A 21,871-nucleotide genomic window follows, 5' to 3' on the forward strand; every position below is an offset into this window, starting at 1 on the left:
TCTGCGACTTGAATAATTTAGAGTAGTTACGGTAACGTTAATGCCAGAGAAGGCGGTCAATGGACCGCCTTTTTTACATCTACATAGAGAGTCACCATGAGCCATAACGACACTATCGTCGCCCAGGCAACCCCACCGGGACGCGGGGGTGTGGGCATCCTGCGCATCTCCGGCCTCAAAGCGCGCGACGTCGCGCAGGCGGTACTCGGCAAGCTGCCGAAGCCGCGCTATGCCGACTACCTGCCGTTCAACGACGTTGACGGTACGCCGCTGGATCAGGGGATTGCGCTGTGGTTCCCCGGGCCGAACTCCTTTACCGGGGAAGATGTGCTTGAGCTGCAGGGCCACGGCGGCCCGGTCATTCTCGACCTGCTGCTTAAACGTATTCTGACCCTGCCGGGCCTGCGCATCGCCAGGCCCGGCGAATTCTCTGAGCGCGCGTTCCTTAACGACAAGCTCGACCTGGCGCAGGCAGAGGCCATCGCCGACCTTATCGACGCCAGCTCAGAACAGGCGGCGCGCTCGGCGCTGAACTCACTGCAGGGGGCCTTCTCCGCGCGGGTTAACCACCTTGTGGAAGCGCTCACTCACCTGCGCATCTATGTGGAAGCGGCGATTGATTTTCCGGATGAAGAAATTGATTTCCTCTCCGACGGCAAAATTGAAGCCCAGCTGAACGAGGTGATGGCCGACCTCGACGCCGTCCGCGCCGAAGCCCGTCAGGGCAGTCTGCTGCGCGAAGGGATGAAGGTGGTAATCGCCGGGCGGCCAAATGCCGGTAAATCGAGCCTGCTAAACGCCCTGGCGGGCCGCGAAGCAGCGATCGTCACCGACATCGCCGGCACCACCCGCGACGTGCTGCGCGAGCATATCCATATCGACGGCATGCCGCTGCATATCATTGATACCGCAGGCCTGCGCGACGCCAATGACGAAGTGGAACGTATCGGCATCGAGCGCGCCTGGCAGGAGATTGCCCAGGCCGATCGGGTGCTGTTTATGGTCGATGGCACCACCACCAGCGCCGTTGATCCGGCGGAGATCTGGCCAGATTTTATCGAGCGCCTGCCCGCTAAACTGCCGATTACCGTGGTGCGTAATAAAGCCGATGTCACCGGCGAAGCGCTGGGTATCAGCGAAGTAAATGGCCACTCACTGATCCGCCTGTCGGCACGCACCGGCGAAGGCGTCGAAGTGCTGCGTAACCACCTCAAGCAGAGCATGGGCTTCGATACCAATATGGAAGGCGGCTTCCTCGCCCGCCGTCGCCATCTGCAGGCGCTGGAAGAGGCGGCGAACCATCTGCAGCAGGGCAAAGCCCAGCTGCTGGGCGCCTGGGCCGGCGAGCTGCTGGCGGAAGAGCTGCGTCTCGCGCAGCAGGCGCTGAGCGAAATCACCGGGGAGTTCACCTCCGATGACCTGCTGGGCCGCATCTTCTCCAGCTTCTGTATCGGTAAGTAAATTTTAGTCCATCTTCGTCCGTGAACGTTCACTAACCCGCATTAACTGCCTGTTAATGCGGGTTTTTACTTTCCATACTCGTCCATAGTCGTGCGGGGTCATCCGCGATTTTTGTGTCCTGAATTGTGCCCATCTTTAAATCCCTCACGTGTCATTGTTTATTTTTTGAGCTAAAAATCACATCAAATGGACACAAAAAACGGTATAAAAAACGTTCAAATCTGCCTTCTCATGGACACAGTGAAAAAGAAGGCGTTAATAATCCAATATTAAACAATCTATTAGAAAGGATGCTCATGGACACACTGTAGAGGTGAGATATGGCACTTTCAGATACCAAACTACGCACACTTGCCCCCAGAAACCGCCCCTGGCAACTTGCCGATCATGACGGACTGGTGATTGAAGTTCTTCCCACCGGACGAAAAATCTGGCGTTTCCGCTACCGCTTTGACAACAAATCGCAAAAGATCACGCTGGGCGAATACCCTGCTTTCTCACTTGCAGAAGCGCGGCTTTGGCGTGAAAAGTGCCGCTCAATGGTGGCCCATGGCATCAATCCCGCGCAGAAAAAGCAGGAAGAAAAGCTTAAACAGAAAGACCCAACGACAGTCAAAACATTCGCCAAACGCTGGCTGACCGATATCGTTGAAAAAAGTAACCGCGATCCGCGCAACATCACTCGCGTTATCGAGAAGGACATCATTCCCATCCTCGGGAAGCTGGAACTCGAAGAACTCACAACTGCCCACATTCAGGTCGTGCTCGACCGCATCAAGCAACGAGGTTCCGATCACGTCGCGCTACTGACGCGAAACGTGCTTAAACGCATGCTGGCCTATGCGATTTCCAGGGGAATCATATTCAACAACCCGGCAGCCGCTATCGAGGCCCGTTATATCGCACAAGCAACAAGCCGCGATGTGGCGCTAACCGCAGAAGAGATCGGCATCCTGCTACGGGGGATCTACACCTCTAATATGAACCGACGCCACAAGCTGGCTTTGCACCTGCTGATCATCTGCATGGTGCGTAAATCGGAGATGATTGAAGCGACATGGAGTGAAGTTAACTTCAATGCGCTGGAATGGCATATACCCGGCGAAAGAATGAAGATGGATAACCCGCATATTGTTCCGCTGTCAAAGCAGGCGCTGGCGATGTTCGAAGAGCTAAAATTTCTGGCCGGAGATTCCCCTTACGTCTTCCCCAGCCGAAACGACCACCGACGCCCGATCTCCAAAACAACGCTTAACTGCGCGGTGCGTACGTTGGATCTGAACGTCAGGGATTTTGTTATTCATGACTTCCGGCGTACTGCCAGCACATTGCTCCATGAGCAAGGCTACAACTCAGACTGGGTGGAGAAATGCCTGGCGCATAAGATCGGCGGCGTTCGCGGTGTCTACAATCGTGCGGAATACCTGAATCAGCGCCGGGAGATGCTTCAGTCCTGGGCGGACTTTGTTGATGCGCAGATTGAGGAGGGGCGGAAGGTGGTTATCGGGAAGTTTGGGAAGGCTTATGAAACTAAAACAGTTTTTTGATTAATTCCAAAACGGAATAAAGTTTAAATGCAATCCCAAACAAGTGACTACTATTGTTAGGACTTTACATGATCTCTATCCTGTATCCCTCAATAAAGCACCGCAGCAACTTGATTATGGATTAAGCTTGACATACACTCCGTATAGAAAAAGGTCAAGTTAAAGACACAAAAGCTCTGTTAAAACAGAGCTTTTGTGTCTTTAACTCATAACGAAAACACCATATATAGTGTCATAAAACAACTTTAGATACTATATATATTAAAACAAACTAAAACCCGCCTACGCAGTAACATCGTTACAACTAGAGAAGGCGGTTACAGATAAGGAAAGGGGGAGTTATGCTCTATGCGGTTCCTCAGCAAACTTCTGATTCTTTGAAGCTCATAAAAACGGTGCTTCAACTTATAGCTTCTCAGCAAGAAGTTTCACAGCAGCTAAAATCAAGGGTTTATGAAGTAATTAGAGAAGCTTCAACTTTGACTGTAGATAGAGGTGATCAGCTACAGATTCCTAATCATAGAGAATCCATCTCGCTAGCAGTTGAAATACAACATACTCAGGCTCTCGCCCAGGTGCTAACCAGAGTAACTAGCGAAGATATGTTAGAACCAACAATGGCCCGAAATGTATTAGAGCACATTTAATGCTAGCATTCACACAGCTTATATTAGTTCGGAATAAACTAAGGGAGATATCAGAATCTCCCTACTTTTCTAAAGATATGCATAAGTATCTTTCTGTTCTTCAAGAAGCAGTAGATAAGTTATATGAAAAACATGGGACAATTGCTGATGAAATAATTACAGAATGTACTTTTTTCATCACTAATGCAGTTAACTTTTTCACTGGTAGCACCACAAAAAAAAATACCCTATGAGATTGTTTATTGCTTAAATGACGCCTGTAAAAAGTGGATAAGTGAAGAAACACTTATTACTACAGCCCTATCGCCAGATATGCATGGATTTTATTTCAGATCTGTAAGCAAACAATCATATGATTTACTTGAACAGACTTTAGGTATTAGTTTCGAAGCCGAATTAATTCAGATTTCATTACCTGAAATGTACAGAAGACGACCGCTATGCTCTACACCTTTATATCACGAACTAGGTCATTTTGTTGATTTTAGTAAAGGTATTTCTGAACTGGCTATTCTCAACTATCGTTCAGTTAATCAAGGTACACTCCCGATCCCGAAGGGACCCCAGGGAATTGTTGAATGGGCTACATTACCTGATATTATTTGGCTGAATCATTGTAAAGAATTCTTTGCAGATCTTTTCAGTGCACAATTCGTTGGAAAAAGTGGGGTGGAGTTCTTATACAAATTAGCAGGTTCTCATCCTGCAAGTGACACTCATCCATCAACAGAAAACCGAATTAAAATTGTAAACGATTTTTTAAACAATGTTAAAAACCCAGTTGTTGATATGTTTAATGCGGTAATTTCAGCCTTACATAAACAAGGGAAGATTATTTCCCCCAGCTTAACATTACCTTTAAATTTACTTGATGTAAAAACTACTTTTGATAATGTACGTCCCTTTGTAATTAATAACCACAATGAAATGCATGCATTTATTAATAGTAGCTGGCAGTATTTATGTACCGAATGGGAAAATCCGACAGGCATATGGAAGGGATTATCAAAAGAATCCATAGAAAAAACCATAAATGATTTGGTTGAAAAATCAATTCGAAACGTAATGATACTTAAGAAATGGAGTGCGCAGTGAATCTCCTAAGCAAAGCTGAATTGATGCAATATTATGAATCAGCAGAACCTGAATCATTGTTCATTGAACCTCTTCTAAATATAAACCAAATTGGTAACTTCACTATAGATCTTAGACTTGGCTACGATTTTTTAGTATCCATCATGACCAGGAAACCTTCAATAGAATTATTTCCTTCTAAAAACCATGAAATTCATCAACCAATCAGAACATTTTTTCAAGAAACAAGACGAGATCTTGGAGATAGGTTCATTGTTTATCCACACCAAGTAGTTTTAGCAACAACATTAGAATATGTTAGCTTACCCCCAAATTGCTATGCTGATGTATTATCACGAAGTAGTTATACAAGGCTTGGCCTTTCATTAAATACCATGATACAACCAGGATATAGAGGCTGTATATCTTTAGAGTTATTTAATCATGGCAATACCCCTGTTGAACTTATTGTCGGTTCTCGCATATGCCAGATTCGTATATTCCAAAACGAAACTGGTGGTGAATATATAAGCAATGAATCTCAAAGAAAATATTTCGGTAATGTTAGACCGACTGTCTCAGCAGCAGAAAGTGATAATGAATTAACTATACTTGAACAAATTCGAGAAAATGAAATCGCTAAAAAATAAAAACATCAACAGATAACCTCTTTTTATATCAAAAAAACCATCACACTGTGGCTTTTAAGTAGTGATGGTTAATAAATATTATCCAAAAATATAATAAAGTCGCGTATTTTACATAAAACCCCAACTTTGAATTTTTTCGTATATAGTTTTCTTACTATAAAGATTCTTCTTATTTACCACCAAATCTCATTTTTTGTCTATCAATACAGCGTAAGAACAAATTATTCAAATCCTACAAACAATTTCCCCCAGCTTTCTCCCTCCCCACGCTCTACCCTATCCCCAACTCATAGCAGTACCCCTAAAAGCTTCCTGTTCTAAGACGAACTGCGACCTGTAAGAAGCGCCTTTGGCGGTCAGCCCCCCGGTCAACCAGGGAACGAAGCGTGGTCTGAAACTGACCTCCTGTCTCGATACAGGTGACCACACCGTTTATCGCTACCCTGTTGCAAGCGTAGCGACAGACAGAACGCTGTAGAGAAGTCGGACGGCATTGCCGAAGGCTTTGCGTCCGTACTTCCTGCTGAATGTGCAAAACGCGGCGTCACTTTTAAGAGCGTAAGCGAGTGAAAGTGACGCCAGCGCGCAGATCAGCTTCAACCCAGCTACTGCCTGCAATTCCACTGCAACAAACAGGCTGACACTCAAACAGATGTCAGAAATTCACTTACCAGGAGGAGAAACCAGCACTACCGAACCGATACCGGAGGACAGGTTATTTTACCTGTGGGGATATACCTGCCTGAGCAGGCGGCTGCATTCGTGCATCACCGTACCCCGTCATACCTCATCCGCGCATTCTCCGGCGCACCGGTATCGTTCAGCACAGCACGCTGTGCCCAACCGCGCGTCGGAGAATTGAGTGGAGAGCAGCTATGTCGAAACTTACAAAACGCATGGAAAAACTCGCCCTGCTGGCTGGCGGCAGTTTTAAAACAGTCCATGATCGCCTCCGTATCGCCGGGCGTTTAAGCCAGCATCTGCACAAGCTGAATATCCAGATTCAGGATCTCCAGCATCTGAAATCGTCACATATTGAAAGCTACGTGATGGCACGACGGGAAGCAGGAATTACGCCACGCACGCTACAAAACGAGATGGCTGCCCTGGGCACCGGACAGCATCATCATTACCGAAGGATATGCAACCGCGCTTGCGGTTTTATGCCTTCATTATTTTCTAGTCGTTGCTGCCCTGTCGGCGCACAACCTGAAAAATGTGGCCATCACTTTCCGGGCGCAGTGGCCTGAATGCCACCTTATCCTGGCTGGCGATAATGATTGCAGTCAGGAGAAAAATACCGGGTTGCTGAATGCAACCGCCGCTGCCGAGGTAGTGAAGGGCTGTGTGGTTCTCCCTGCAGACACCACATTGAGCGACTGGGATGAATTTTACCGTCACTACGGTGAATCCATTTCCCGGATTGTGTTCAACCAGCAACTTCCTGCAAATCTCAGGTCGTAGTCATGAAAGCATCAGACCGTACTCTTACCACCTCCCTTCCGCTGCGCCGGGGCTCGGAAGGGTTTAACACCAGTCAGGATTATCTGGTTAAAGGACTCATTCCCGCCGGGGCGCTGTGCAGTATTTACGGCCCCGGCGGCTCTTTTAAATCCTTTCTGGCAGTATCGCTGGCGTGCCATATTGCCAGCGGTACGTCATGGGGCGGAATACGAGTCAATCAGGGTGCCGTGTTGTTTATCGCCGGAGAAGGAGGAACCGGTGTATCGCGGCGGATCCGCGCCTGGGAACTCAGCGTTCATGACGAGATGGCCCTCGATAACCTGTTTCGCGTCGACTGCCCGATCTTTCCAGCCGCACCAGGAAGCATCGAACAGGTAATCCTGGCGGCGAAGGACATTCAGAACATGACCGGAATGCCGGTACGGCTGATCATCCTCGATACGCTTGCCCGCTGCTTTGGTAACTCAGATGAAAACACCGCGCGGGATATGGGCGCATTTATCCAGGGTTGCGACGCCATTCGGTATCATACGCACGCAGCGATGATGATCGTTCATCACTCGGGTAAGGATCAGGAACGGGGCGCACGCGGTTCAAGTGCTTTTCAGGCCGCGCTGGATGCCGAGTTTAACGTCAGGCGCGAGGGACGTCACAACGCTATCACCCTGAGTTGTACAAAGATGAAAGATGCGGAGATGCCGGAGGTCACCGCCTACGATCTTGAGGAAGTTGTTATCTATACCGATAGTGATGGCGAACCAGTGACTTCACTGGTGCTGAATGACGAGCCCCGGCAACCTGACGATGACTTACTGAGTAGTGGCATACCACCCGGCGTACCTCATATCACCCGCAACCATACGGCGTTATGGCGCTGTGTTAACCAACGCATCAGCCAGAATAAGCCTTGTACCCGCGCGCTCTTGCGCGACGATCTACGCGCAAAGGGAATTAACGTCGAGAAGAAATTTTCGCGCTGGCTGGAGAAGTTGCTGCGCGAGCAACTGATTGTGCTCGATGGAGAACAGATCAAACTTTCCAATCAGAATTCTTAACTTTCAATCATATACTCTCAGTACACCTCGACTCTTCAAACAAATAAAATATATATTAAAAACCTAACCTACTAGAATTTTATGACAGAAACTCATAACTCCAACCAATAATAAAAAACCTTACAGATAAATTTAAGTTCTAAAAACTGTCAAATCAGTTGCTAAGAGAGTTTCTCTCAACTTTTTAAAAAGCTTTTTATTTTCGGCTTCAATTTTTGTAGTTGTTTTTATTGGTGTGTATCTTTGCACACCACCTCGACCTTTTCTCTTAAACTTTGAATTTAGATTTGACCTTCCCTTAACATTAAAGACACCAAAATGATTATCAGAACTTTTAGACTTAACCTCAACTTTCGCTTCTATAAGCCTCCCTGAAATGTTATCCTGAACTTCACCATAAACAAAGCCATGTTCTTTTATAGTAATACTTTCTATCCAACGCCCCTTTGCTTGTTGCATGCGAGTAACTCTACTCCTTGGCGTATATCTTGTTTTAACTGAGTCACCATATGCAGCTATACTTGGTAAAAAAGAAAAAGCACGCTTTTTTCTTCTTGATACAAGTGAGAGAGGGCTTTTTTGACGTATTTTGAAGACATTATTAGTATGTTTCGCAATATCTAGTGATAAATATTTTTCACTATATTTATCTATAAGAAGAAACAAAAAACCATTAAAAGGAGTAAGATCAAGATAAGAGTGAAACTCCGTTTGAAAGAAAGAATCGAGATCATTGAGTTTATTATCTAAGAGGAAGTCAGAAATATCTATAAATAACTCTTTAACACCATCCTGATTAACTTCAGATAAATAAAGATCCAATATAGGCTCAAGCTCATCCGTCTCTAACTCATATACAGTGTCTTGATTAAAGTAGGACCTTATAAAATTAAAGAAAATCTCATGTTTATTTTCCATAGTTCTAAACCTTTTTCAAGACAGGAAATGCAGTAAGAATATAATGTGGCATGTTATTATGCTGTTTGACTATCATTGTAAGATTGATTCTATTAGTTTCATGAACTACAGTAGCATCATCACTTTTAACTGCAACACCAATTTTTTGTGGAATATCCACTTCTTTAGAAAACCTAGCTTCATATTTGGCAGGTTTATTCAACCATTTTTTAAAATCTTCTAAATAACAACCAAACCATTCAGTGGATGCAAATTCAGCAAGATTTAAATCATCGAAAGTAGAAATTGATTTCAATCGTGTTGATTGTGCTAACCTACTGCGCAACTCAGCAATACTTTTGCCAACGTGTCTAGCTATTGTATGCCCACCCGTTTTTCCATCTTTTTCTTTCTCATGCTGAGATAGAATAATTGGAATTTGTGTCGGAAAAATTTTTTCAAGTTGTGAATCAGAAGCTAAAGAAGACATAATTACCCTCTGTGATAACTTTGCAGCACAAGTCTATGCGCAAAAAAACCAAATCTGCAGGAAAGGATTTATGTTAGATAAGTATGAAAATACACCATAAACTATAAAAGCACACTTCAAATTATAAAAATTTTTGAGGTCTCCCCCACATTGTTCACCTCAACCAGCGAAAGATGGGGGATGCCCTTTCACCCCGCGCCATTACTGTGACCATGGAATTCACTTCAGAGAATATGGGGGAGCCAGCCAAGAAAAAGCAGGTGGGGAATCAACCACAACATCTGTCCCTGATGCTGTGGTTGCTGTAAGAATTACTGAGGTAATTTCTCGTCTCTAAGCCGTCTCACCTCATCTTCTTCAAAAGCATCTCTTAACAGCTGTAGCTGGTAGGCAAGGATGAGAAGCAATGCATAATTCGGGCCGATATCGTCAGGATGCTCAAGCATCACATGCACCAGGACTCGCGAGCGATCAACCAGTTCTCTGGCTGAGGGTTGTTCTACGGTGATTTTCATAGATACCTCCGGCGGAGGCTGGTGCAAAGGGATATTCAGGGACAGGACACATACGCAGCGCTCCGCTTCGTGATAAGCAGGTTAACGCCACCACCGGAGACGCCAGGCTCACTGGTGGTGACCCAGACAGGGTTGGCGTACCGGTTATCACGACCCGGTGCTTCTTTCGAAGCCCCTGCCTGAGCCACCATTGAAGGGGCGAGCGCAGGCCGCGCCAGTAGCACTGCAAACATCGCTACCGACACTCGTGATAATTCGGAACGCCAATTCCGGTTGCGGTTTTGCCGCAACGTGGGGACTATAGCGCAAGTCAGTACGCAAAAACTATGCTTATCACCTCATAACAGAGGGCTATGCGCACTGCATAAAATCGTCCGCTCAGTTATTCAGGAGGCTCGATTCATTGACAAAAGCTATTGCCATTACGGGAACATCTGCAAATAAAAGCTGAACTCCCCTAAGTCCTCATAGGGTGATGGTTTTAACCGTGGTTCCACCAGCTATTTGTTTTTTGTGTCCTTGAATGTGCCCATAGCCATGTATTCAAGGTAACGTATCGCTGATAGATTAACGAGTTAGCTCGATTTTCAAGCTTCGTATCACCCGCATTAACGCCGCGTTAATGCGGGTTTTTTCTTGCCCTTTGCGGCGCAACGTTCTCTACTTTTATCTCCCCTTAACCACGAGACTAAAGCATGACCGTTGAATATACCGTGATCGAGAAGGTGCCCTCCGCCGAAGCGTTTTGCCACCTGCGAGAGGTAGCGGGTATGTCGCCGCGCCCCCTGGAAGGCGCCAGAGCCGGGCTGCCGCGCAGCTGTTATGGCGTACATATCCTCTGGCAGGAGACGCCTATCGCCATGGGGCGCATCGTCGGCGACGGCGCAATTAATTTCGACATTGTCGACGTCGCCGTCGATCCGGCTCACCAGGGAAAGGGCCTTGGCCGGCTGGTGATGGAGAAGCTGGTTGCCTGGCTGGACGCTAACGCCTTTGACGGCGCCTACGTTACGCTGGTGGCGGATGTTCCGGAGCTGTACGCGAAGTTTGGCTTCGAAAGCGTTCGGCCGGAAAGCGAAGGGATGGCCCGCGTGTGGCGATGCCGGGGCCGCTAGTTCGCGTTTCCTGCCAGGAAAATAGCGTTGTCCAAATGGCAACTCGTCTTGCGGGACGTTCCTCACTATGCTGAACGCCATTCACATCGCGAGGATCTCATGACACGCTTTCTTCTCTGCAGCTTTGCCCTGGTTCTGCTCTATCCCTCCGGCATCGATATGTATCTCGTCGGCCTGCCGCGTATTGCTCAGGATCTGGGAGCCAGCGAGGCGCAATTACATATCGCCTTCTCGGTCTATCTGGCCGGAATGGCCTCCGCGATGCTGTTTGCTGGCCGTATCGCCGACCGCTCGGGGCGTAAGCCTGTCGCCATGGTGGGGGCGGCGATCTTTGTTATCGCCTCCCTGCTCTGCGCGCAGGCGCACACCAGCAGCCACTTCCTTACCGGACGCTTTATCCAGGGGATCGGCGCCGGCTGCTGCTACGTGGTGGCTTTCGCTATTCTGCGCGATACGCTGAACGACCGTCGACGGGCCAAAGTGCTGTCGTTGCTCAACGGCATTACCTGCATCATCCCCGTGCTGGCGCCGGTGCTCGGCCACCTGATCATGCTGAAATACCCGTGGCAGAGTCTGTTCTACACCATGATCGGCATGGGGGTAACAGTGGGTTTGCTGGCGGTATTTATCCTGCGCGAGACGCGTCCGACGGCGCCTGCGCAGACGGCTATGCCGCAGCATGGCGCGGGCGAATCGCTGTTGAACCGCTTTTTCCTCAGCCGCATTCTCATCACCACCCTCAGCGTGACGGCGATCCTCACCTACGTGAACGTCTCGCCGGTACTGATGATGGAGGAGATGGGGTTCGATCGCGGCACCTATTCCATGACGATGGCGCTGATGGCGATGGTCAGCATGGCGGTCTCCTTCTCGACGCCGTTCGCCCTGTCGCTGTTTAAACCACGCACCCTGATGATAACCTCGCAGCTGCTGTTCCTGGCGGCAGGCGTGGCGCTGAGCCTCGCCACCCAGCAGGTCGTCACCCTGGTCGGGCTGGGCATGATTTGCGCCGGCTTCTCCGTCGGCTTCGGCGTCGCAATGAGCCAGGCCCTGGGGCCATTCACGCTGCGCGCCGGTGTCGCCAGCTCGGTACTCGGCATCGCGCAGGTGTGCGGTTCGTCGCTGTGGATTTGGCTCGCCGCCATCATCGGACTCAGCGCAATGAATATGCTGATCGGGATACTCATTGCCTGTAGCATAGTGAGTCTTGTTCTGCTACTGGTCGCCACTCCGCCGCGGGTTGCGCAACACAATGAAGAAGCCGCTTTCGAGTCTCGATCTTAATTTACTGCTCTGCCTGCAGCTCCTGACCCAGGAGCTCAGCGTCACCCGTACGGCGAAGCGGATGAACGTTTCGCCCTCGGCGGTGAGCAAGTCGCTGGCCAAGCTGCGCGCCTGGTTTGACGATCCGCTGTTTGTCAAAACGCCGCTGGGCCTGGCGCCTACACCGCTGGTCAGCAGCATGGAGCAGGATCTGGCGGACTGGATGCAGATGGGCAACCAGATCCTCGATAAACCGCACCACACCATGCCGAGCGGCCTCAAGTTCGAGCTGGCGGCGGAAACGCCGTTGCTGATGATCCTGTTTAACACCCTCTCCCAGCGCATCTATCAGCGCTACCCGCAGGCATTGATTCGTTTGCGCAACTGGGACTACGACTCCCTGGACGCCATCATCCGCGGCGAGGTGGATATCGGCTTCTGCGGACGCGAAAGCCATCCGCAGTCGCGGGAGCTGCTGAGCCTGCTGCCGTGGTATATCGATTTTGATGTGCTGTTCACCGACCTGCCGCAGGTCTGGCTGCGCGCCGATCATCCGGCGCTCAGGGAGGAGTGGGATCTGGCGGCATTCTTACGCTATCCGCATATCACCATCTGCTGGGAACAACGCGATACCTGGGCGCTGGACGACGTGCTGCAGGAGCTGGGGCATAAGCGTAATGTGGCGCTGACCGTGCCGGGGTTTGAGCAATCCCTCTTTATGGCGGCTCAACCGCAGCACACCATGCTGGCCACCGCGCCACGCTACTGCCAGCACTATAATCAGCAGCATCAGCTACCGCTGGTCTCCCGGCCGCTGCCGCTAGAGCCGCAGCATCTGGAAAAGCTTCGCGTCCCCTTCACCTTGCTATGGCATAAACGCAACAGCTACAACCCGAAGCTTGTCTGGCTTAGAGATACGTTGAAAGCGCTCTATTCCGGTACGCTGTAAGCTTTGTTTCGTGTCCGTAGCACCTTATTTGCGCAATAATTTGTAAAATCCAAACAAATTCCCTTTTCAAGGGGGGATTTCGGCATTAAAACCTGTTAATACCAGGCGATAATAGCGCCCGCAGTTTTCATTCAGACCATTACTCACGGAGCGACGTATGGCAACGCATTTTGCACGAGGGATACTCAGTACCGGGGAGCCGCTATCGACACGTTTGTCAGCGGCCTGTCATCAATCCGCACGTCGGCTCCCTGAATACCGGCAAGCCCGCTTTCGCGCTTCGCGGTCGCTGCTCGCCGAACTGCTGTTTATGCTTTACGGCATCGGCGAGCTGCCTGAAATCGTTAACGAAGCCAATGGCCGACCGGTTTTTAGCGATCGTCACCTTCCCCGCTTCTCTATCTCTTATACTGGCAATATCGTTGGCGTAGCGCTGACCACCGAAGGGGATTGTGGCCTCGATATGGAGCTGCAGCGCACTGTCCGCAGCCACGACGCCGACCGGCAAAATTTCAGTAACAATGAGAATCTGTGGGTTAACATTCAGCATGACCCGGACGAAGCGCGCAGCCAACTGGTGGCGCTGCGGCGCAGCGTGCTGAAGCTGACCGGTGAAACATCAACGCAGCTGCAGCTGCTGCCTGGCTCCGGCCGCCTGCGTACCGCCGGTAGCCTGCCGATCGAAGCCGTCTGTGACGCCGAATCGCTGCTGGTGTGGTCGATTGCCGCTACCCCGAATATCGGCCCGCTGAAGGTCTGGGAGTATGACGCTAAGGGAGGCGACTGGCACAGCCTGGCGGACGCTCAGCGGCGCGCGCGCGAGCCGTCAGCCCGCCTGATGCGCTTTACCAGCCTACCCACGGAAAAAACCTTATCCCTCAATTGACCGGTCTTGCCGGCATCATGATCCAAAGGAGCAATCATGTCAGATACCTTGAAAGTGGTTACGTTACTCGGCAGCCTGCGTAAAGGGTCGTTTAATGGAATGGTCGCGCGTACCCTGCCCGGCATCGCGCCGGCGGGCATGGACATCTCCGCGCTGCCGTCAATCGGCGATATTCCGCTGTACGATGCTGATATTCAGGAAGAAGAGGGATTCCCGCAGCGCGTGCAGGAGATTGCGCAACAGATCCGCGAGGCGGATGGCGTGGTGATCGTCACCCCCGAGTATAACTATTCCGTGCCTGGCGGCCTGAAAAACGCCATCGACTGGCTTTCACGCCTGCCAGAGCAGCCGCTGTCCGGCAAGCCGGTGCTGATTCAAACCAGCTCAATGGGCGCCATCGGCGGCGCGCGCTGCCAGTATCATCTGCGGCAGATTCTGGTGTTCCTCGATGCGATGGTAATGAATAAACCGGAATTTATGGGCGGCGTGATCCAGAACAAAGTGGATCCGCAGTCAGGTGAAGTGGTCGATCAGAGCACCCTCGACCATCTGCGCGGCCAGCTGACCGCCTTTGGCGATTATATTAAGCGGGTAAAAGCATAAAAAAAGCCCGGCAGCGATGCCGGGCTTTTTCATCATGCGTGCGGATTAATGTGCATCAATAAAGACAATCTTCAGCACGAACAGCAGCGAGACGATAATTACGCAAGGGCTGAGGTCGCGCAGACGGCCGGTGCCGATCTTCATCACGCAGTAGGAGATAAAGCCCAGGGCGATACCTTCAGTGATCGAGAAGCTAAACGGCATCATCACCGCGGTGATAAACGCCGGTACCGCTTCCGTCAGGTCATCCCACTTCACGCGCGCCAGGCTGGAGGTCATCAGCACGCCGACGTAAATCAGCGCGCCGGCGGCCGCATAGGCCGGAACCATCCCCGCCAGCGGAGAGAGGAAGATAACCAGCAGAAACAGGATACCGACGACAACGGCGGTCAGGCCGGTGCGCCCGCCTACGGAAACGCCGGAGGAGGATTCGATATACGCTGTTACCGATGAGGTGCCGATGAAGGAACCTGCCACCGACGAGACGCTATCGACAAACAGCGCCTGCTTCATGCGCGGGAATTTACCGTTGGCGTCCGCCAGACCCGCTTTATCCGTCACGCCGATCAGCGTCCCGGAGGAGTCAAACAGGTTGACCAGCATAAAGGAGAAGATTACCCCGGCCAGGCCCAGATTCAGGGAGCCCGCCAGATCGACATGACCGATCACCGAAGTCACGCTCGGCGGCGCTGAGACGATACCGGTGTAGTGCACATCCCCCAGCATCCAGCCCAGCAGGGTGGTCACAACGATAGAGACCAGTACCGCGGCGTGAATGTTGCGCGACGCCAGAATCGCGATGATAAAGAAGCCCAGCACGCCCAGCAGCACGCTGTGGGAGGTAAGATGACCAATGCTGACCAGCGTTTCCGGGTTGGCGACAATCACCCCGGCGTTCTTCAGGCCCATCATACCGATAAACAGGCCGATCCCGCTGGTGATGCCCACGCGCAGGCTCAGCGGAATATTGGCGATCATCCAGTAGCGTACGCGGAAGATCGTCAGCAGCAGCAGGCCGACGGCGCCCCAGAAAATCGCGCCCATGCCGACCTGCCATGGCAGGCCCATCGCCTGCACCACCACAAAGGCGAAAAAGGCGTTCAGGCCCATCGCCGGCGCCAGAGCAACCGGCAGGTTCGCGAACAGCCCCATCATGATACTGCCGAAAGCGGCAATCAGACAGGTGGTCACAAACACGGCGCTGGTATCCATGCCCGCTACGCCAAGAATTTGTGGGTTAACAAAAACGATATACACCATCGTCAGGAACGTGGTGAAACCGGCGATGGCTTCCGTGCGCACCGTGGTGCCGTGCTCGCGCAGTTTAAATACGCGCTCCAGCAGACCCTGGCCAGAAGACTGGCTGGTTTGTTGTTGACTCATTATCGGTTTCCGAACGTAAGGAGGGAAAATTCGACGCTATCCTATACCAAATTACAGCGCCAGGCGCGGTTGTATGGTAATTTTTTTCATTTATTTTGCTTATACGGCAACGATTGCGTCGCGGCATTGGACATAACGAAAACGTTAAACTTGTTAATATGGAATGGCTATGACTCAACCAGAAGCAGTATTTTTTGACTGTGACGGCACGCTGGTCGACAGCGAGGTAATTTGCTCCCGCGCCTACGTGCACATGTTCCAGGAATTTGGCATTACGCTGGAGCTGGCAGAGATTTTTAAGCGCTTCAAAGGCGTAAAGCTGTACGAAATAATCGACACCATCAACGCCGAGCATGGCGTTAACCTGCAAAAGGCCACCCTGGAGCCGATTTACCGTGCGGAAGTCGCCCGCCTGTTCGATAGCGAACTGGAGGTGATTGCTGGAGCCCAGGCGCTGCTGGATGCGGTAAGCGTCCCGATGTGCGTGGTCTCCAATGGCCCGGTCAGTAAGATGCAACACTCTCTCGGCCGCACCGGCCTGCTGCACCATTTCGCTGACCGGTTGTACAGCGGCTACGATATTCAGCGCTGGAAACCCGATCCGGCGCTGATGTTCCATGCCGCAAAGGCGATGAACGTTAACGTTGAGAACTGCATTCTGGTTGATGATTCCAGTGCAGGTGCACAATCGGGAATAGCCGCCGGCATGGAGGTGTTCTACTTCTGCGCCGATCCGCACAACCCGCCAATCGATCATCCCAAAGTGACAACCTTTACCGATCTGGCTGCGCTGCCGGCATTGTGGAAAGCGCGCGGTTGGGATATCACTCGCTAGCCCCCGGCGTCGCCCGGCCGGGCGACGGTTGGCAGCAAGGGTAGCCCGGTAGCGCTGTGATCTCGCCCAGAACAGGATGGCTGGCGACCGGCTTAACTCATTATCTTCGGACACAAGCACTTTCATCTTGTCTTTCTTCACTCGCGGAAAACGGGGGCTAAACGCCCCCTCCGGCTATTTAAACAGTTTTTGCACAAACTCCGCGTAGGCAGGGCGCCAGACGTCCATTTCATGGTTCAGGCCGGGATAGGCGTGATAGTCAAAGTTGATCTTCTGTTTTTCCAGCTCGCTTTTCAGACCCGCGATGTCTTTGCCGGTCACGGAATCTTTTTCCCCGACGACCACGGTAAAGTTACGCAGCTGTTTATTGATCGCCTCAGGATGTTTCAGCTGTGCTTCCACACCAGCATTCGGCACCGTGGTGGTTGTGACGCCGCTAAACGTGGCGAGCCAGCCAAAGCTCTCCAGATGATTCATTCCGGAGACCAGCGCCTGATAGCCGCCCTGCGACAGCCCGGCGAGCGCCCGGCCATCCGCGTCTTTACGCACATTAAAACGCGCATCAATCAGCGGAATGATATCGTTCATCAGCTCGTTATCAGCCGCTTTCGCATTTAGCGGATAGAAGGTTTTGCGTCGCTCCTGCGGCGGGAAGTTTTCCGCGATGGCTTCCGGGATATCGGTTTCGGTATCCGGGACCACCACCAGCATTGGCTTGATCTTGCCCTCCGCCAGCAGGTTATCCATGATTTGCGGGATCCGCCCCTGATCGATGGCCGACAGGCCGCTGTCGCCAAAGCCATGATAGAAATAGAGCACCGGCAGCGGATCGCCGGTTCCGCTATAACCCGGCGGCGTCCAGACATAGAGACGACGTTCAGCGTTCAGCGCCTTTGAGTGATAGGTAAGGGTGCGCAGATCGCCGTGCGCGACCGCCCGATCGTCAAGAATACTGCCCGGCACCAGAATCAAACTGGTGTTCACCTGGCGCTGCGGCTTCTGATAGCGGCCGCCGGTATCTACCGAGCGGAAGCCATCCACATCGAAATAGTATTCATAGAGATTGGGCTTCATCGGCTCGCTTTTCCATGTCCAGACTCCGTCCGCTGCCTTGGTCATGTCGTGCGAGACAAAAGAGTCCGGCGTGGCGCCGGTGACTACCGAAACCCGCCGGGCATCAGGGGCAAACAGGCGGTAAGTGATACTTTTATCCGCGTTAACTTGGGTTATAAAGTGGCTCACCGGCAGGGAGGGGTCCGGCACCGCGGGCAACGGTGCCGCCTGAATGGTGAACGCCGCGCCCGCCAGCGCCAGGGCGAAATAAATTGCATGTCGTTTCATCGTTATTCCTCTTATGTTGTGTCCGTTCTGTTATCGTCTCACCACCAGATTTCCGCCTGCGCCCCTACGGCAAACTGATCGTTTTTACCGTCTTCAAAAATGCTGGTGGTGTTATTCGCGGCCTTATCCAGGTCGATATCCTTCGCTTTAATATAGGTGGCATAGAAGCGAATTTCCGGGCGCGAGGTCAGCATACTGGTATTAACTTTGAAGGTATGGAACAGCGTGGTCTTATAGCCGGACTCGTTATATTTTTTGCCGGTAACATCTTTGTTTTGCTGCTTGAAGTACCCCAGTTCGACGCCGGTCTGGTTATATTTATTCCAGATATAAGCCGGTCGCAGGACCGTACGGATGGATTCAAAATCGGAGTGGGCCCCGGTCTCGTAGCTGTAAACGTCGTTACCAAAAGAGTAAACGATGGCATTCGCCATAATAATGTCATCACGTAAATAGGTTTCCCCTTGCGAGGTTAAGCGCACGGCGGTGCCATTGGTATGGTCGCCATAATAGCGGCCGTTAAAGGTTGTATAGGGGCTGGATCCGGCATAGCGCGAGAAGCTGCTGGCAATGGAGTTATTCGCCAGTAAGAAAGAGAATTCGTTAAAGCCGCCGTTAGCAAATTTTTGCGTTAACGAGGTGCCGGCCATCCAGGTATCTTTCCATGGATAATAGCCTTCATTGCCCTCTTTATATTTCTCAGAAGAACTTTGGTTGGCAGCGACATAGCGTCCGCTGACCATCAGGCTGGCTTTATCCCACAGCGGGATCTCTTTGTAACGGATATCAAGGGTATTGGTGTTTATTTGCTGCTTATTGCTCAAGGAACGATCGTAGTCATCAACATCTTCCCGCACCAGCGCGATATCGAATTTCCCGACGCCAACCTGCCAGTTTTCCAGCCCCACGCCAGCCGCCGCATCGGTTCTCTGCGTTTTCCAGTCCAGCATCTGGATCTCGATTTTTGGCGCACCGTGTTTGCCGACCCAGAAATCGGCCTCCGGGGCAAACGGCAGGAATCCTTTGGTGTTAACGTACATATCCGAGAATTGGATGTAGTTTTCGCCGCCGGCATTGTCGCCAAACCAGCCAGTGGAATACTGCTGGCCAACGTTCCCGTCGAGCATCACGATGGCGTCGACGCGTTTATCGCCTTCCTGAAACACCCGCTGCTTCAGCTGCAGATCGAACCAGCCGGAATATTCATTGCCCAGACGGCCAAGCGAGCCGATGGCCCACGATTTTGGCGAGCCATGCGAGGCGGTTCCCCAGCCCGAGCGGAAGTAGCCGTTATAGCTAAAGCCAATTTCATCTTTGACGAACCTGCTAAAATCTTTCAGCGTCATCGCGCTGTAGGCTGGTGCACTGTCTGTAGCAGGTTGTTGATTTTTGACCAGTACCGCATCCGGTTTCACCGCTGCTTTCGGTCCGGCTGCCGCCGCGACGTTGCGCTTCTGGCTCTCTGCAGGCGGAGACCATGAGGCCCAAATCTGGTCTCTTTTTCTCTCCTGGTCTTGATATTTTTTGAGCTCTTTTTGCGTATCGCTGAGCGCTTTTTCCAGCAACTCAAGCCGTTGCTCTACCGTCAGCTGGCTCGCGATCAGGGAGGTTGAATAACAAAGCGGCGCCAGCAAGGCTATCGCCGAAGCGATCCTGGTTTTTCTCATCATAATATTCCCTTATATAAGTATTGGCATTAATAAAAACGACAGCGACAAGCATCGCGCGGGTTCAAATAGCTTTATCCATACCGCTTAAGGGCGCGGGGACTGTTATTTTTGCGCCTGGAAAAAAGCAAAAAAACCCGAAGAAGACGATCTGCCTTAACAGATAATCCTCTTCAGGTTTTGCCCGCGCATCGCGGTAGCAACCCTTATTAAGTCATTCTTCGCACGCATAAAAAAACCTGATATCGCCGCCGTGGGGGCAATATCAGGTTTTGCCTGCTGTCGCAGTAACAATCCGTTTAAAACATTCTGAGCTTGCGCGCTCAGTCAGTGGATGCTGATTGTTACGCGATAAAATGAAGAACTCAAACGGGCAGCCTGTTAATTGTGACGATAATCTCAGCAATATCGCTGCCGGTGGAGGAATCATATCTAATTCTGATAAATCCATTCATCAGAATTAGACAAAATGATTATTACTCTTTCGGATCTTTACCAGCGAGCAATTTATCCAGTTCATCGCCGCCCACATGACGGAAATCCTGGCCTTTGACGAAGTAGAAAATATATTCGCAGATATTCTGGCAGCGGTCGCCGATACGCTCGATGGAGCGCGCGCAGAACAGCGCCGTCAGGACGCTGGGGATAGTGCGCGAGTCTTCCATCATGTAGGTCATCAGCTGACGTACGATGCCTTCATATTCCTGGTCGACTTTCTTGTCTTCGCGATAGATACGTACCGCCTCGTCGAGATCCATACGCGCGAAGGCATCCAGCACGTCATGCAGCATCTGCACCGTATGGCGGCCCAGCGATTCAAGGCTCACCAGCAGCGGCTGATGCTGCTGGGAAAACTTCTCCAGCGCGGTACGGCAGATTTTATCCGCCACATCGCCAATGCGTTCCAGCTCAGCGATAGTCTTGATGATCGCCATCACCAGGCGCAGGTCGCTGGCGGTCGGCTGGCGCTTGGCGATGATGCGCACGCAGGCTTCATCGATCGCCACTTCCATCATGTTGACCTGTTTGTCGCCGTCAATCACGCGTTTCGCCAGTTCGCTGTCCTGGTTATGCATTGCGGTGATCGCATCAGAAAGCTGTTGCTCCACCAGCCCCCCCATGGTCATCACCTGGGTGCGGATATACTCCAGTTCAGCGTTGAACTGGCCGGAAATATGTTTGTTAAGATTTAGGTTGTCCATGGTGTCTCCTGATTGCCCAACTGGTGAGAGCCTGAAAGCACAAGGGCAAATCAACCGTAGCGGCCAGTAATATAATCTTCAGTTTGTTTCTTCGCGGGCTTGGTGAACAGATCATCCGTATTGCTGAACTCAATCAGCTCGCCAAGATACATAAATGCCGTATGGTCGGAGCAACGCGCAGCCTGCTGCATGTTGTGAGTCACGATAACGACGGTGTAGTCCTGTTTCAGCTCGGTGATCAGTTCTTCGATACGCCCGGTGGAGATCGGGTCCAGCGCGGAGCACGGCTCATCAAGCAGCAGCACTTCCGGGCGGATCGCGATACCGCGGGCAATACACAGACGCTGCTGCTGACCACCGGAGAGAGAATACCCGCTCTGGTGCAGTTTATCTTTGGTTTCGTTCCATAATGCGGCTTTGGTCAGCGCCCACTGCACGCGCTCGTCCATATCGGCACGGGACAGTTTTTCAAACAGGCGCACCCCGAAAGCGATGTTGTCGTAAATGGACATCGGGAACGGCGTTGGCTTCTGGAACACCATGCCAACCTTAGCGCGCAGCAGGGCGATATCCTGGGTGTTAGTCAGAATATTGTCGCCATCCAGTAGGATCTCACCTTCCGCACGCTGCTCTGGATACAGTTCAAACATTTTGTTGAACGTGCGCAGCAGGGTGGATTTACCACAGCCTGACGGACCGATAAACGCCGTTACCTGGTTTTTGGTGATATCCAGGTTGATGTTCTTCAGGGCATGGAATTTGCCGTAGTAGAAGTTCAGGTTACGAACTGAAATCTTACCCGGAGCTGTATTCACCATACTCATCTC

Annotated in this window: 21 protein-coding genes and 2 pseudogenes; 14 read left to right on the forward strand and 9 right to left on the reverse strand. The window is 51.3% G+C overall.

Annotated elements, in window-relative coordinates:
* Positions 1-96: 96 nt before the first annotated feature.
* From mnmE to MKS11_RS22620, 8 genes and pseudogenes are all read left to right on the forward strand, one after another.
* The gene (gene mnmE / locus MKS11_RS22585; protein ID WP_021313053.1) at positions 97-1,461 is read left to right on the forward strand and encodes a tRNA uridine-5-carboxymethylaminomethyl(34) synthesis GTPase MnmE; all 1,365 of its coding nucleotides are present in this window, start codon (positions 97-99) and stop codon (positions 1,459-1,461) included.
* A 320-nt stretch (positions 1,462-1,781) separates the two neighbouring features.
* Positions 1,782-3,008, forward strand: a complete 1,227-nt coding sequence (locus tag MKS11_RS22590) for an integrase arm-type DNA-binding domain-containing protein (protein WP_071557795.1) — start codon at positions 1,782-1,784, stop codon at positions 3,006-3,008.
* Between the two features lie 341 nt (positions 3,009-3,349).
* Entirely contained in the window at positions 3,350-3,655 is a 306-nt protein-coding gene (locus tag MKS11_RS22595) for a hypothetical protein (protein WP_032433711.1), read from the forward strand.
* Between the two features lie 183 nt (positions 3,656-3,838).
* The gene (locus MKS11_RS22600; protein WP_284109704.1) at positions 3,839-4,750 is read left to right on the forward strand and encodes a hypothetical protein; all 912 of its coding nucleotides are present in this window, start codon (positions 3,839-3,841) and stop codon (positions 4,748-4,750) included.
* Positions 4,747-5,379, forward strand: a complete 633-nt coding sequence (gene dcd, locus MKS11_RS22605) for a dCTP deaminase (protein ID WP_077255460.1) — start codon at positions 4,747-4,749, stop codon at positions 5,377-5,379. The genes MKS11_RS22600 and dcd overlap by 4 nt, the downstream gene beginning before the upstream one ends.
* Before the next feature lie 896 nt (positions 5,380-6,275).
* Positions 6,276-6,428: pseudogene (locus MKS11_RS22610) on the forward strand (phage integrase N-terminal domain-containing protein); the annotation flags it as partial.
* 79 nt (positions 6,429-6,507) lie between these two features.
* Complete coding sequence (locus MKS11_RS22615; protein ID WP_227523480.1) at positions 6,508-6,843, forward strand: toprim domain-containing protein; 336 nt, start codon at positions 6,508-6,510, stop codon at positions 6,841-6,843.
* Between the two features lie 2 nt (positions 6,844-6,845).
* Complete coding sequence (locus tag MKS11_RS22620; RefSeq protein ID WP_101865671.1) at positions 6,846-7,898, forward strand: helicase RepA family protein; 1,053 nt, start codon at positions 6,846-6,848, stop codon at positions 7,896-7,898.
* Positions 7,899-8,030: 132 nt separating this feature from the next.
* Here MKS11_RS22620 and MKS11_RS22625 read toward each other — a convergent pair whose 3' ends face one another.
* The 4 genes and pseudogenes from MKS11_RS22625 to MKS11_RS22640 form a co-directional block, all read right to left on the reverse strand.
* Entirely contained in the window at positions 8,031-8,816 is a 786-nt protein-coding gene (locus tag MKS11_RS22625; protein ID WP_284109705.1) for a contact-dependent growth inhibition system immunity protein, read from the reverse strand.
* A 4-nt stretch (positions 8,817-8,820) separates the two neighbouring features.
* Complete coding sequence (locus MKS11_RS22630; protein ID WP_131091157.1) at positions 8,821-9,285, reverse strand: RNase A-like domain-containing protein; 465 nt, start codon at positions 9,283-9,285, stop codon at positions 8,821-8,823.
* A 311-nt stretch (positions 9,286-9,596) separates the two neighbouring features.
* The gene (locus MKS11_RS22635) at positions 9,597-9,800 is read right to left on the reverse strand and encodes a hypothetical protein (protein ID WP_087771387.1); all 204 of its coding nucleotides are present in this window, start codon (positions 9,798-9,800) and stop codon (positions 9,597-9,599) included.
* Between the two features lie 83 nt (positions 9,801-9,883).
* Positions 9,884-10,003 (reverse strand): annotated as a pseudogene (locus MKS11_RS22640) (ash family protein); the annotation flags it as partial.
* Positions 10,004-10,495: 492 nt separating this feature from the next.
* Between MKS11_RS22640 and MKS11_RS22645 the strand changes: the two are divergent.
* The 5 genes from MKS11_RS22645 to MKS11_RS22665 all read left to right on the forward strand — a co-directional run bounded on the left by MKS11_RS22645 (position 10,496) and on the right by MKS11_RS22665 (position 14,616).
* Positions 10,496-10,915, forward strand: a complete 420-nt coding sequence (locus MKS11_RS22645) for a GNAT family N-acetyltransferase (protein WP_004202289.1) — start codon at positions 10,496-10,498, stop codon at positions 10,913-10,915.
* A gap of 99 nt (positions 10,916-11,014) precedes the next feature.
* Positions 11,015-12,199 (forward strand): MFS transporter, encoded by a 1,185-nt coding sequence (locus MKS11_RS22650; protein WP_032456771.1) that lies wholly within the window; start codon positions 11,015-11,017, stop codon positions 12,197-12,199.
* Positions 12,168-13,127, forward strand: coding sequence for an HTH-type transcriptional regulator YidZ (yidZ, locus tag MKS11_RS22655; protein ID WP_004202291.1), 960 nt, complete (start codon positions 12,168-12,170; stop codon positions 13,125-13,127). Before MKS11_RS22650 ends, yidZ begins: the two co-directional genes overlap by 32 nt.
* A gap of 310 nt (positions 13,128-13,437) precedes the next feature.
* Positions 13,438-14,013, forward strand: coding sequence for a 4'-phosphopantetheinyl transferase superfamily protein (locus MKS11_RS22660; protein ID WP_072140520.1), 576 nt, complete (start codon positions 13,438-13,440; stop codon positions 14,011-14,013).
* Between the two features lie 36 nt (positions 14,014-14,049).
* On the forward strand, positions 14,050-14,616 hold the full coding sequence (locus MKS11_RS22665; RefSeq protein ID WP_004202293.1) for an NADPH-dependent FMN reductase: 567 nt from the start codon (positions 14,050-14,052) through the stop codon (positions 14,614-14,616).
* A 45-nt stretch (positions 14,617-14,661) separates the two neighbouring features.
* On the opposite strand, the gene MKS11_RS22670 is transcribed toward MKS11_RS22665, so the two are convergent.
* A complete protein-coding gene (locus MKS11_RS22670) occupies positions 14,662-15,999 on the reverse strand; it encodes an NCS2 family permease (RefSeq protein WP_004202294.1) in 1,338 nt (445 codons plus the stop codon).
* A gap of 169 nt (positions 16,000-16,168) precedes the next feature.
* Between MKS11_RS22670 and yieH the strand changes: the two genes are divergently transcribed.
* Entirely contained in the window at positions 16,169-16,834 is a 666-nt protein-coding gene (gene yieH, locus MKS11_RS22675; RefSeq protein ID WP_004202295.1) for a 6-phosphogluconate phosphatase, read from the forward strand.
* A 174-nt stretch (positions 16,835-17,008) separates the two neighbouring features.
* Here yieH and MKS11_RS22680 read toward each other — a convergent pair whose 3' ends face one another.
* The 4 genes from MKS11_RS22680 to pstB all read right to left on the reverse strand — a co-directional run bounded on the left by MKS11_RS22680 (position 17,009) and on the right by pstB (position 21,868).
* The gene (locus MKS11_RS22680; protein WP_049116822.1) at positions 17,009-18,175 is read right to left on the reverse strand and encodes an alpha/beta hydrolase-fold protein; all 1,167 of its coding nucleotides are present in this window, start codon (positions 18,173-18,175) and stop codon (positions 17,009-17,011) included.
* A 38-nt stretch (positions 18,176-18,213) separates the two neighbouring features.
* Positions 18,214-19,845 carry a carbohydrate porin gene (locus tag MKS11_RS22685; protein ID WP_017899655.1) on the reverse strand — a complete coding sequence of 544 codons (1,632 nt, stop codon included), beginning with the start codon at positions 19,843-19,845 and terminating at the stop codon, positions 18,214-18,216.
* A gap of 473 nt (positions 19,846-20,318) precedes the next feature.
* Positions 20,319-21,044 carry a phosphate signaling complex protein PhoU gene (gene phoU, locus MKS11_RS22690; protein WP_004107251.1) on the reverse strand — a complete coding sequence of 242 codons (726 nt, stop codon included), beginning with the start codon at positions 21,042-21,044 and terminating at the stop codon, positions 20,319-20,321.
* 50 nt (positions 21,045-21,094) lie between these two features.
* Positions 21,095-21,868: a phosphate ABC transporter ATP-binding protein PstB gene (gene pstB / locus MKS11_RS22695; RefSeq protein WP_004145006.1), complete on the reverse strand. Its 774-nt coding sequence runs from the start codon at positions 21,866-21,868 to the stop codon at positions 21,095-21,097.
* Positions 21,869-21,871: the final 3 nt, after the last annotated feature.

It is taken from the genome of Klebsiella sp. K5-45, from assembly GCF_030128605.1.
Lineage (GTDB): Bacteria > Pseudomonadota > Gammaproteobacteria > Enterobacterales > Enterobacteriaceae > Klebsiella > Klebsiella quasipneumoniae.

What these genes read in the sequence shown, in the direction of transcription:
- mnmE (WP_021313053.1), top strand. Translation starts at nt 97, where the DNA reads ATGAGCCATAACGACACTATCGTCGCCCAGGCAACCCCACCGGGACGC.
- MKS11_RS22590 (WP_071557795.1), top strand. Translation starts at nt 1,782, where the DNA reads ATGGCACTTTCAGATACCAAACTACGCACACTTGCCCCCAGAAACCGC.
- MKS11_RS22595 (WP_032433711.1), top strand. Translation starts at nt 3,350, where the DNA reads ATGCTCTATGCGGTTCCTCAGCAAACTTCTGATTCTTTGAAGCTCATA.
- MKS11_RS22600 (WP_284109704.1), top strand. Translation starts at nt 3,839, where the DNA reads ATGCAGTTAACTTTTTCACTGGTAGCACCACAAAAAAAAATACCCTAT.
- MKS11_RS22620 (WP_101865671.1), top strand. Translation starts at nt 6,846, where the DNA reads ATGAAAGCATCAGACCGTACTCTTACCACCTCCCTTCCGCTGCGCCGG.
- MKS11_RS22625 (WP_284109705.1), bottom strand. Translation starts at nt 8,816, where the DNA reads ATGGAAAATAAACATGAGATTTTCTTTAATTTTATAAGGTCCTACTTT.
- MKS11_RS22630 (WP_131091157.1), bottom strand. Translation starts at nt 9,285, where the DNA reads ATGTCTTCTTTAGCTTCTGATTCACAACTTGAAAAAATTTTTCCGACA.
- MKS11_RS22635 (WP_087771387.1), bottom strand. Translation starts at nt 9,800, where the DNA reads ATGAAAATCACCGTAGAACAACCCTCAGCCAGAGAACTGGTTGATCGC.
- MKS11_RS22645 (WP_004202289.1), top strand. Translation starts at nt 10,496, where the DNA reads ATGACCGTTGAATATACCGTGATCGAGAAGGTGCCCTCCGCCGAAGCG.
- MKS11_RS22650 (WP_032456771.1), top strand. Translation starts at nt 11,015, where the DNA reads ATGACACGCTTTCTTCTCTGCAGCTTTGCCCTGGTTCTGCTCTATCCC.
- yidZ (WP_004202291.1), top strand. Translation starts at nt 12,168, where the DNA reads ATGAAGAAGCCGCTTTCGAGTCTCGATCTTAATTTACTGCTCTGCCTG.
- MKS11_RS22660 (WP_072140520.1), top strand. Translation starts at nt 13,438, where the DNA reads ATGCTTTACGGCATCGGCGAGCTGCCTGAAATCGTTAACGAAGCCAAT.
- MKS11_RS22665 (WP_004202293.1), top strand. Translation starts at nt 14,050, where the DNA reads ATGTCAGATACCTTGAAAGTGGTTACGTTACTCGGCAGCCTGCGTAAA.
- MKS11_RS22670 (WP_004202294.1), bottom strand. Translation starts at nt 15,999, where the DNA reads ATGAGTCAACAACAAACCAGCCAGTCTTCTGGCCAGGGTCTGCTGGAG.
- yieH (WP_004202295.1), top strand. Translation starts at nt 16,169, where the DNA reads ATGACTCAACCAGAAGCAGTATTTTTTGACTGTGACGGCACGCTGGTC.
- MKS11_RS22680 (WP_049116822.1), bottom strand. Translation starts at nt 18,175, where the DNA reads ATGAAACGACATGCAATTTATTTCGCCCTGGCGCTGGCGGGCGCGGCG.
- MKS11_RS22685 (WP_017899655.1), bottom strand. Translation starts at nt 19,845, where the DNA reads ATGATGAGAAAAACCAGGATCGCTTCGGCGATAGCCTTGCTGGCGCCG.
- phoU (WP_004107251.1), bottom strand. Translation starts at nt 21,044, where the DNA reads ATGGACAACCTAAATCTTAACAAACATATTTCCGGCCAGTTCAACGCT.
- pstB (WP_004145006.1), bottom strand. Translation starts at nt 21,868, where the DNA reads ATGAGTATGGTGAATACAGCTCCGGGTAAGATTTCAGTTCGTAACCTG.